Below are 10391 nucleotides of genomic sequence, written 5' to 3'. Positions count from 1 at the left end.
CCGGCCCCCGCCCGCACGACCCCACCGCCCGCCCCCGAAGCGCCCCGCACCAAGACACCCCGCACCCGCCCGGCCCCGGAGACCACCCCCACCGCCCGCCCGCGCCACCCCGCCCCGCGCCCGCCCGGAGCGCCCCCGCCCGCCCCCTTCGCTCCCACCCCCGACCCCGCCCCCGCGCAGCTCGTGGCCAAGGTGGGGGACACTGGGCGGTGAGCGGCTTTACGATCCCTGTTCGAGAGGGTGGGGGCGGAAGCGGCTCACGGTCCAACACCGCGTATCTGTACCGGATTCGGCGCACTCGCGGCGCTGTCGGCGGGTACGTCTTGTGAGGGGCGACACTCGTGACCGGGGGCGACAGGGGGAACCACCCGTTTTCCCCGCGCGTGGATACGATCAGTAAGCAGTACCGGTAGCAGGACCCGCAGGACCCGCGGCAGAACCGCAGCAGCACGGACGAAGTACAGGACGCGGTACACACGCGGTACAGCGACGAGCACGGCTTGGGAGGTGCCCTCATGGGAGTCATGAAACGGTTCGAGCAGCGCCTCGAAGGTCTGGTCAACGGCACCTTCGCGAAGGTCTTCAAGTCCGAGGTGCAGCCCGTCGAGATCGCCGGAGCGCTTCAGCGCGAGTGCGACAACAACGCGACGATCTGGAACCGTGACCGGACCGTCGTGCCCAATGACTTCATCGTCGAGCTGAGCGCCCCCGACTTCGAGCGCCTCAGCCCGTACTCCGGACAGCTCGGCGACGAGCTGGCGGGCATGGTGCGCGACTACGCGCAGCAGCAGCGGTACACCTTCATGGGCCCCATCAAGGTCCACCTGGAACGCGCCGAGGACCTCGACACCGGCCTCTACCGCGTCCGCAGCCGCACGCTCGCCTCCAGCACCAGCGCCGAGGCCCAGCAGCAACCGCACCAGCAACCGCATCACCAGGCGCCGCAGCAGCCCCACGCCGCACCGCCCGGCTACGGCTACCCGCCCCGCCCCGTGAGCGCGCCGCCGATGCCCCCGGGCCCGCCCCCCGGGCAGCCCCACGCCCAGCCCGCGCGCCCCGCGCCCGGCGGCGGCTTCGGCGGGCCGGACCGGACCAGACGCTGGGTGGAGATCAACAACAACCGCCACCAGATCACCCGCTCGACGCTGGTGCTCGGCCGCAGCACCGAAGCCGATGTGCGGATCGACGATCCCGGCGTCTCCCGCCGGCACTGCGAGATCCGGACCGGAACGCCCTCGACGATCCAGGATCTCGGGTCCACCAACGGCATCGTGGTGGACGGGCAGCACACCACCCGCGCTACGCTCCGCGACGGCTCGCGGATCGTCGTGGGCAACACGACCATTATTTTCCGGCAAGCCGAAGGGTGAAGCGGGGGCAATGTCAGACCTGACCCTGACGGTCATGCGGCTGGGTTTCCTGGCCGTTCTGTGGCTGTTCGTCATCGTGGCCGTCCAGGTCATCCGCAGCGACCTGTTCGGTACGCGCGTCACCCAGCGCGGTTCGCAGCGCCGGGCCCAGCGCGGGGGTGGCGACGGGGGCCGGGCACGCGCCGCGAGCAGCCCCCCGCCGCAGCGCCAGCAGCAGGGCGGCAGGCAGCGCAGGGGCGCGCCCACCAAGCTGATCATCAGCGAGGGCAGCCTTACGGGCACGACGGTCGCCCTCCAGGGGCAGACCATCACGCTCGGCCGCGCGCACGACTCCACGATCGTCCTCGACGACGACTACGCCTCCAGCCGCCATGCCAGGATCTACCCCGACCGCGACGGGCAGTGGATCGTCGAGGACCTCGGTTCCACCAACGGCACCTACCTGGACCGCAACCGGCTCACCACGCCGGTCCCCGTCCCGCTGGGCGCGCCGATCCGCATCGGCAAGACCGTGATCGAGCTGCGGAAGTAGTACGACAAATGAGCGAGCGGAGCGAGCGAACCCCGGCGGTCACGAAGGCGTCCGCCGCGGCGGTCCCCGACGCGGAACCGACCGTGCTCCCGACCGGAGGGTGGGCAGTGTGGCTCGACAGGACCGGTTGTCCCCGGACCAGCCGAGAGGCGAGGTACGCATGAGTCTTTCCCTGCGTTTCGCCGCCGGCTCGCACAAGGGCATGATCCGTCAGGGCAACGAGGACTCCGGCTACGCCGGTCCCCGGCTGCTCGCCATCGCCGACGGCATGGGCGGCGCGGCGGCCGGCGAGGTGGCCAGCTCCGAGGTGATCTCCTCGCTCGTCGATCTCGACGACGAGATCCCCGGCTCCGACATCCTCACCTCGCTCGGCGTCGCCGTGCAGCGCGCCAACGAGCGGCTGCGCCTCATGGTCGAGGAGGACCCCCAGCTCGACGGCATGGGCACGACGCTCACCGCGCTGCTGTGGACCGGTCAGCGCCTCGGCCTCGTCCACGTCGGCGACTCGCGCGCGTACCTGCTGCGCGACGGCGTCCTCACCCAGATCACCCAGGACCACACCTGGGTCGCGCGCCTCGTCGACGAGGGCCGGATCACCGAGGAAGAGGCGACGACGCACCCGCAGCGCTCGCTGCTCATGCGCAACCTCGGCAGCGCCGACCAGGTCGAACCCGATCTCTCGATCCGCGAGGTACGCCCCGGCGACCGCTACCTGCTCTGCTCCGACGGGCTCTCCGGCGTCGTCAGCCACCAGACGATGGAGGAGACGCTCGCCAGCTACCAGGGCCCGCAGGAGACGGTCCAGGACCTCATCCAGCTCGCGCTGCGCGGCGGCGGGCCCGACAACGTGACGGTCATCGTCGCCGATGTCCTCGACGTCGACCACACCGACACCATGTCCGTCGCCCTCAACGACACCCCCGTCGTCGTCGGCGCCGTCGCGGAGAACCAGCACCCCTCCCACGACGACGGCGCGATGCAGACCCCGGCCGGCCGCGCCTCGGGCCTCGGCCGCCAGGCCCAGGCCCCGGCCCCCGGCGGCTCCGGCGCCGCGCCCTCGTACGCCCCCGAGGACTGGGACGACGACGGCGACGAGTACGGGAAGCCGCGCGGCGGCAGGCGCTGGCTCAAGCGGAGCCTGTGGACCGTCGTCGCGCTCGCCGTGATCGGCGGCGGCCTCTACGGCGGCTACCGCTGGACCCAGAGCCAGTACTACGTGGGCGTCGAGGACGACCACGTCGCCCTCTACCAGGGCATCAGCCAGGACCTCGCCTGGGTCGACCTGTCGAAGGTCGCCCGCTCCCACCCCGAGATCGAACTCAAGTACCTCCCGCCCTACCAGAAGAAGCAGGTCGAAGGCACGATCACGGAGTCCTCGCGCGCCGAGGCCCAGAAGAAGATCGACGAGCTGAACCTCCAGGCCGGGGCGTGCAAGAAGGACGCCGAGCGCCGCCAGGCCGCCGCCAGGGCCCAGGCCGAGAAGGAGGCCAGGGACAAGCGCGCGAAGGAGCAGCGGGAGAAGGAGCGGCAGGACAGCGCGGGCACCCCGCAGAGCACCCCGCAGGGCACCACGCCCGGGGGGACGAGCACCGCCGACACCGTCGCCTGGCACGCCACCACGACCGCAGCAAGCCCGTCGCCCGGCCCCAGCCTCTCGGAGGAAGAGCAGAAGCTGGTCCCGCAGTGCGGAAAGCAGTAAGCGCCACAGGGGGCCGGATCACACCATGAGCAGCAGTACGACACAGACCTCGACCATCGGTTCCATCGGCGCGCCCAGCCGCCGCAACACCGAACTCGCCCTTCTCGTCTTCGCCGTCGTCATCCCCGTCTTCGCCTACGCGAACGTCGGGCTCGCGATCGACGGCTCGCTCCCGCCGGGGCTCCTCGGGTACGGGGTTGGGCTCGGCCTCCTGGCGGGCGTCGCGCACCTCGTGGTGCGCCGCTTCGCGCCGTACGCCGATCCCCTGCTCCTGCCCCTCGCGACGCTCCTCAACGGGCTCGGGCTCGTGATCATCTGGCGCCTGGACCAGTCGGACCGGCTCCAGAACCTCGCGAAGTTGCAGTTCGGGGCCTTCAGCCCGGCCGCGCCCAAGCAGCTCATGTACTCGGCGATCGGCATCGCGCTCTTCGTCGGCGTGCTCATGGTCCTCAAGGACCACCGCATCCTCCAGCGGTACACGTACATCTCCATGGTGGGCGCGATCCTGCTGCTCCTGCTGCCGCTCGTGCCGGGGATCGGGCAGAACATCAACGGCGCGAAGATCTGGATCCGCGTCGGCGGATTCCAGATCCAGCCGGGGGAGTTCGCGAAGATCGTCATCGCGATCTTCTTCGCCGGGTACCTCATGGTGAAGCGGGACGCGCTCGCCCTCGCGAGCCGCCGGTTCCTCGGCCTCTACCTCCCGCGCGGACGCGACCTGGGCCCGATCATCGTCGTGTGGGTCCTGTCGATCCTCATCCTGATCTTCGAGACCGACCTCGGTACCTCGCTGCTCTTCTTCGGGATGTTCATCATCATGCTGTACGTGGCGACGGAGCGCACGAGCTGGATCGTCTTCGGTCTCCTCATGTCCGCCGCGGGCGCGGTCGGTGTCGCCTCGTTCGAGCCGCACGTGCACAGCCGCGTGCAGGCATGGCTCTCCCCGATGAACGAGTACAAGCTCAGTCAGCAGGGCGCCCCGGGCTTCCACTCCGAGCAGGCGATGCAGGCGCTGTGGTCCTTCGGCTCCGGCGGCACCCTGGGCAGCGGCCTCGGCCAGGGCAACTCGGACCTCATCGGCTTCGCCGCGAACTCCGACTTCGTCCTCGCCACCTACGGCGAGGAACTGGGCCTCACCGGGCTCATGGCTGTGCTGATCGTGTACGCGCTCATCGTCGAGCGGGGTCTGCGTACCGCTCTCGCCGCGCGCGACCCCTTCGGCAAGCTTCTCGCCGCCGGTCTCGCCGGTGCCTTCGCGATCCAGGTCTTCGTCGTCGCGGGCGGTGTCATGGGCCTCATCCCGCTCACCGGTATGACGATGCCGTTCCTCGCGTACGGCGGTTCCTCCGTCATCGCCAACTGGGCGCTCATCGCCGTCCTGCTGCGCATCAGCGACACGGCCCGCAGGCCCGCCCCGGCGCCCGCACCCAACTCCGACGCAGAGATGACACAGGTGGTCCGCCCGTGAACAAGCCGCTCCGCCGTATCGCGATCTTCTGCGGGCTGCTCGTCCTGGCCCTGCTCCTGCGCGACAACTGGATCCAGTACGTCAAGGCCGACAGCTACCAGAGCGACAAGGCCAACCCGCGCGTCACCATCGAGCGCTACGCCCAGCCGCGCGGCGACATCATCGCCGACGGCAAGCCGGTGACCGGCTCGAAGAACACCAACGGGATCAGCTACAAGTACAAGCGGACCTGGAAGAACGGCCCCATGTGGGCCCCGGTCACGGGCTACTCCTCGCAGCTCATCGGGGCGACGCAGCTGGAGAGCCTCAACGACGGCATCCTCACCGGCAACGACGACCGGCTCTTCTTCCGCAATCAGCTCGACATGCTCACGGGCAAGCCGAAGCAGGGCGGCAACGTCGTCACGACGATCAACACCGCCGCGCAGAAGGCCGCGTTCGACGGGCTCGGCTCCAAGAAGGGCGCCGTCGTGGCGCTCGACCCGTCCACGGGGGCGATCCTCGCGATGGCCTCGACGCCCTCGTACGATCCCTCCTCCTTCGCCGGGATCTCGAACAAGGACGGCGAGACCTTCGCGAAGCTCGACAAGGACAAGGACAAGCCGCTCACCAACCGCGCGCTGCGCGAGACGTACCCGCCCGGCTCGACCTTCAAGGTCGTGACGGCCGCGGCGGCGCTGGAGAGCGGCAAGTACCAGCCGGACCAGAAGACGGACACGCCGCTGCCGTGGATCATGCCCGGCACGAAGACGCCGCTGAACAACGAGGGGAACATCCCCTGCGAGGACGCGACGCTGCGCAACGCGCTCAAGTACTCGTGCAACACGGTCTTCGGCAAGATCGGCGCGGACCTCGGCCAGGACGCGATGCAGGAGGAGGCCGAGAAGTTCGGCTTCAACGCCAAGCACGACGTCCCGGTGCGCTCCGCCATGTCGAACTTCTCGAAGAACATGTCGCCCGACCATGTCGCGCAGTCCTCGATCGGCCAGTTCAACACCGCGGCGACCCCGCTCCAGATGGCCATGGTCGCCTCGGCCGTCGCCAATGACGGCAAGCTCATGAAGCCGTACATGGTGAGCGAGCTCCAGTCCCCGAGCCTCGACACGATCGAGAAGACCGAGCCGAAGGAGATGAGCCGCCCGCTCTCGGCGGAGAACGCGCAGAAGCTCCAGTCGATGATGGAGACCGTCGTCGACGAGGGCACGGGAACCAACGCGAAGATCCCCGGCGTCACCGTGGGCGGCAAGACGGGTACGGCGCAGCACGGTATCGACAACGCCAAGCTGCCCTACGCCTGGTTCGTCAGCTACGCCAAGACCGACCAGGGCGCCCCGGTCGCCGTCGCCGTCGTGGTCGAGGACGGCGCGGCGAGCAGTGACGACATCTCCGGTGGCGGTCTCGCCGCGCCGATCGCGAAGGCGGTCATGGAGGCGGTCATCAAGAAGTGACCCGTGCGTGCCCCGGAAGCGGCGACCCCGCCGTGGAACCGGTGCCCGAAATCGCCCCTCACGGGTGAAGCCGGTCACGGGCCCGCCGCATCCGCGCACGTGGCGGTACCGGTCCGGTATCAGCTTCCCGGTCCGGGCCGAAAGGCATGGTACGGGGCGGGTACGGTAAGCCGGACAGCACACCGCCGGACCACACACGGGTGCGGTCGGGATCGACGGAGAGGGCTGGATCAGTTATGGAAGAGCCGCGTCGCCTCGGCGGCCGGTACGAGCTGGGCCACGTGCTCGGCCGCGGTGGCATGGCCGAGGTGTACCTCGCCCACGACACCCGTCTCGGCCGCACCGTCGCGGTCAAGACCCTGCGCGTCGATCTCGCCCGTGATCCCTCGTTCCAGGCCCGGTTCCGGCGTGAGGCCCAGTCCGCGGCCTCGCTCAACCACCCGGCGATCGTCGCGGTCTACGACACCGGCGAGGACTACGTCGACGGCGTCTCGATCCCGTACATCGTCATGGAGTACGTGGACGGCTCGACGCTGCGCGAGCTGCTGCACTCGGGGCGCAAGCTGCTGCCCGAGCGCTCCATGGAGATGACGATCGGCATCCTCCAGGCGCTGGAGTACTCGCACCGCGCCGGGATCGTGCACCGCGACATCAAGCCCGCGAACGTCATGCTGACGCGCACCGGGCAGGTCAAGGTCATGGACTTCGGCATCGCCCGCGCGATGGGCGACTCCGGTATGACGATGACGCAGACCGCCGCCGTCATCGGCACCGCGCAGTACCTCTCCCCCGAGCAGGCCCAGGGCGAGACCGTCGACGCGCGCTCCGACCTGTACTCGACGGGCTGCCTGCTCTACGAACTGCTCACCGTGCGGCCCCCGTTCATCGGGGACTCGCCCGTCGCGGTCGCCTACCAGCACGTGCGCGAGGAGCCGCAGCCGCCGAGCGTCTTCGACCCCGAGATCACGCCCGACATGGACGCGATCGTGCTCAAGGCGCTCGTGAAGGACCCCAACTACCGCTACCAGTCCGCCGACGACATGCGCGCCGACATCGAGGCGCTCCTCGAAGGCCGCCCCGTCGCCGCGAGCGCCGCGATGGGCATGGCGGGCGCGGGCGGCGGCTACGGCTACGGCGGCGACCAGCCGACGCAGGCGTTCAACGCGCAGAACGGCGCGGGCCCCACCTCGATGCTGCCCCCGGTCAACCCGGACGACGGCGGCTACGGCTACGGCGAGGAGCCGCGCGGGCGGCGCCGGCAGGCCCCGCCGAAGAAGAACCACACCTCGACGATCCTCCTCGTCGTCGCCGGTGTCCTCGTCCTCGTCGGCGCGATCCTCATCGGCAGCAAGTTCATCGGTGGCGACGACAAGGCGAGCGACAAGATCGCCGCGCCGAGCTACGTCGGCAAGACCTTCGCCGAAGCCAAGCTCATGGCGCAGAACAACGGCGACTTCGACCTGAAGCGGGTCAGCGAGCCCTGCAAGGACCAGCCCGCGAAGAAGGTCTGCAAGCAGGACCCGGTCGCGGGCACCGAGGTCGACAAGGGCTCCACGATCACCCTCACCATCTCCACCGGCGCCCCGAAGGAGACCGTCCCGGACGTCACCGGGCTCACCTACGAGACGGCGCAGGCCAAGCTCCAGAAGCTCGGCTTCGAGGTGAAGCAGGAGACGAAGGAGTCGGAGCAGAAGGAAGGCGTGGTCATCGAGCAGAGCCCGAACGGTGACACCGACCTCCAGATCGGCAAGACGATCACGCTCACCGTCGCCCGCGCGAAGAAGACGGTCATGGTCCCGAGCGTCGTCAACCAGAGCTGCGACGACGCGACGGCCCAGCTGGAGGAGAACGGCCTCAAGGCGAACTGTGTCGAGAAGGAGAACGACACCGTGCCTGAGGGGACGATCTTCGAGCAGAGCCTCCAGCAGGGCACGCAGGCCGACCCGGGCTCCGTGGTGACCCTCTCGCAGGCCAAGAAGCCGGCCGAGCCCGAGAAGGTCAAGATCCCGGACGACATCGGCGGCAAGACCCTCCAGGAGGTCCAGGGCATCCTCGGCGGCCTCGGCCTCCAGGTGAACGTCCAGCCGGGCCTGCCCAGCGACCCGGGTTCGAAGGTCATCAACTCCAACCCGGGCCCGGGCTCGGAGGTCGACAAGAACACGCCGGTGACGGTCTTCACGATGCCGTAGGCGGTACGGCTCAAGCCGTACGAGGAAGGGGCGCCCCCACGGTGGGGGCGCCCCTTCCTCGTACGCGCGCGCCGTCGTCCTCGTACCGGCCGCTTCGCCTCCTACCGGCCGCTACCGCAGTTCCGCCGGTGGCGTCCGCTGCGCGTTGACGGGATCGACCCGCTCCAGTTTTCCCCACACGATGTAGCGGTAGTTCGACGTGTAGACCGGCGTGCACGTCGTGAGCGTGATGTACCTGCCGGGCTTCTTCACGCCCGCCTTCCTCGGCACCTGGTCGAGCACCTCGACGTCGTACTTCGAGGTCTGCGGGAGGATCGCGAAGACGCGGTAGACGTACCAGCGGTCCTTCGACTCGAAGACGATCGGGTCGCCCTTCTTGAGCTTGTCGATGTTGTGGAACTTCGCGCCGTGCCCGTCGCGGTGCGCGGCGAGCGTGAAGTTCCCCTTCTCGTCCTGCGGCAGCGCGGACTTGACCGGATCGGTGTAGTAACCGGCGACGCCGTCGTTGAGGATGTCCGTCGAGGTGCCCTTCTTGACCAGCACCTCGCCGTTCTTCATCGCGGGGACGTGCAGGAAGCCGATGCCGCTCTTCGTGTCGAGCGCCCCGGGCCCCTGCTTCGGCTCCGCCCAGTGGTCGCGCACGCGGTCGCCCTGCCGGTCCGCCTCGTGGTCGGCGACGACGTTGGTCCACCACAGCGAGTAGACGACGAAGAGCGCGAGGACGAGCCCGGCGGTGATCAGCAGCTCGCCGAGGAACCCGATGAACCCGGCGCCCCTGCTCCGGCGCGGTCGCCCGGCGGGCGCGGACAGCCCGGTGTCCGCGCCGTCCGCCGGCGCTGCCTCGTCCCTGGTTGCCGACACTGTGTACGCCCCGTTCCTCGGCCCGCGCGCTCGTTCACAGCAGCGCGTCGGGCTTGCCTTCGCCGCGCGGTCGTTCCTCGACCATCTTGCCCCAGACGATCATCCGGTACGTACTGGTGAATTCGGGGGTGCAGGTCGTCAGCGTGAGGTAGCGGCCCGGCTTCGTGAAGCCCGAACCGGCCGGTACGGGGCGCAGAACGGCGGTGTTCGCGGGCGAGGTCTGCGGCAGGACGCTCGTCATCCTGTACACGAAATACGTATCGCGGGTTTCTACGACAATCGGGTCACCCGGTGTGAGCCGATTGAGGTAACGGAAGGGTTCGCCGTGCGTGTTGCGGTGCCCCGCGAGCGCGAAGTTGCCGCTCTTCGCGGCCGGCATCGCGGTCTTGAGCGCGCCCTGCCCGTAGTGGCCGACCATCCCCTTGTCGAGGACCTTCGCCTTGCTGACGCCCTCGGCGATCGGCACGACGACGTCGAGCTTGGGGATCGTGAGGATCGCGAAGCCCTCGCCGGGCTGGAAGGCGCCGGGGCTGCGCTTGCCGTCGGCCCAGTTCTCCTGGAGCCGGTGCGCGGCCCCGTTCGCCTCGTGGTGCGCGCGCACGTTCGTCCACCACAGCTGGTACGCGACGAAGAGGAGCATCACGAGGCCGAGCGTGATGAAGCCCTCGCCGAGCGCCGCGCTCGCCCGCGTCCCCGCACTCGGCCTGCGCGCCCGCTCCGCCCGGCGGGCCTCGACGCGGCTGAGGGGACGCCCGTCGGGGGAGGTGGTGGCGCTCGTGCCGGTGGCCGAGACGCTCGTGCCGGTGGTCGCGGCGCCGCGGCGG

General features: G+C 69.8%; 8 protein-coding genes and 1 pseudogene. 7 read left to right on the top strand and 2 right to left on the bottom strand.

All coding sequences use genetic code 11. From position 1 onward, the window contains the following. From G3I42_RS38205 to pknB, 7 genes and pseudogenes are all read left to right on the top strand, one after another. A pseudogene (locus G3I42_RS38205) lies at positions 1-213 on the top strand (lytic transglycosylase); the annotation flags it as partial. 302 nt (positions 214-515) lie between these two features. Continuing rightward, positions 516-1370, top strand: a complete 855-nt coding sequence (locus G3I42_RS10575; RefSeq protein ID WP_164284674.1) for a DUF3662 and FHA domain-containing protein — start codon at positions 516-518, stop codon at positions 1368-1370. A gap of 10 nt (positions 1371-1380) precedes the next feature. Next, positions 1381-1902 carry an FHA domain-containing protein gene (locus tag G3I42_RS10570; RefSeq protein ID WP_164284671.1) on the top strand — a complete coding sequence of 174 codons (522 nt, stop codon included), beginning with the start codon at positions 1381-1383 and terminating at the stop codon, positions 1900-1902. 160 nt (positions 1903-2062) lie between these two features. Continuing rightward, the gene (locus G3I42_RS10565) at positions 2063-3601 is read left to right on the top strand and encodes a protein phosphatase 2C domain-containing protein (RefSeq protein ID WP_164284668.1); all 1539 of its coding nucleotides are present in this window, start codon (positions 2063-2065) and stop codon (positions 3599-3601) included. Positions 3602-3626: 25 nt separating this feature from the next. Further along, a complete protein-coding gene (locus tag G3I42_RS10560; protein ID WP_164284665.1) occupies positions 3627-5069 on the top strand; it encodes an FtsW/RodA/SpoVE family cell cycle protein in 1443 nt (480 codons plus the stop codon). Beyond that, a complete protein-coding gene (locus G3I42_RS10555; protein ID WP_164284663.1) occupies positions 5066-6517 on the top strand; it encodes a penicillin-binding protein 2 in 1452 nt (483 codons plus the stop codon). Before G3I42_RS10560 ends, G3I42_RS10555 begins: the two co-directional genes overlap by 4 nt. Positions 6518-6753: 236 nt before the next feature. Continuing rightward, positions 6754-8706 (top strand): Stk1 family PASTA domain-containing Ser/Thr kinase, encoded by a 1953-nt coding sequence (pknB, locus tag G3I42_RS10550; RefSeq protein ID WP_164284660.1) that lies wholly within the window; start codon positions 6754-6756, stop codon positions 8704-8706. A gap of 111 nt (positions 8707-8817) precedes the next feature. On the opposite strand, the gene G3I42_RS10545 is transcribed toward pknB, so the two are convergent. Both G3I42_RS10545 and G3I42_RS10540 read right to left on the bottom strand, forming a co-directional pair. Beyond that, on the bottom strand, positions 8818-9567 hold the full coding sequence (locus G3I42_RS10545) for a class E sortase (RefSeq protein WP_164284656.1): 750 nt from the start codon (positions 9565-9567) through the stop codon (positions 8818-8820). Between the two features lie 34 nt (positions 9568-9601). Continuing rightward, positions 9602-10391 (bottom strand): class E sortase (locus tag G3I42_RS10540; protein WP_239096379.1); only part of this gene is annotated, 790 nt, incomplete at its 5' end.

Source organism: Streptomyces sp. SID11385, from assembly GCF_010548245.1.
Lineage (GTDB): Bacteria > Actinomycetota > Actinomycetes > Streptomycetales > Streptomycetaceae > Streptomyces.
Note: the sequence above shows the minus strand (reverse complement) of the source record. Positions and strands in the feature narration are given on the sequence as shown.

What these genes read in the sequence shown, in the direction of transcription:
- G3I42_RS10575 (WP_164284674.1), top strand. Translation starts at nt 516, where the DNA reads ATGGGAGTCATGAAACGGTTCGAGCAGCGCCTCGAAGGTCTGGTCAAC.
- G3I42_RS10560 (WP_164284665.1), top strand. Translation starts at nt 3,627, where the DNA reads ATGAGCAGCAGTACGACACAGACCTCGACCATCGGTTCCATCGGCGCG.
- G3I42_RS10565 (WP_164284668.1), top strand. Translation starts at nt 2,063, where the DNA reads ATGAGTCTTTCCCTGCGTTTCGCCGCCGGCTCGCACAAGGGCATGATC.
- pknB (WP_164284660.1), top strand. Translation starts at nt 6,754, where the DNA reads ATGGAAGAGCCGCGTCGCCTCGGCGGCCGGTACGAGCTGGGCCACGTG.
- G3I42_RS10570 (WP_164284671.1), top strand. Translation starts at nt 1,381, where the DNA reads ATGTCAGACCTGACCCTGACGGTCATGCGGCTGGGTTTCCTGGCCGTT.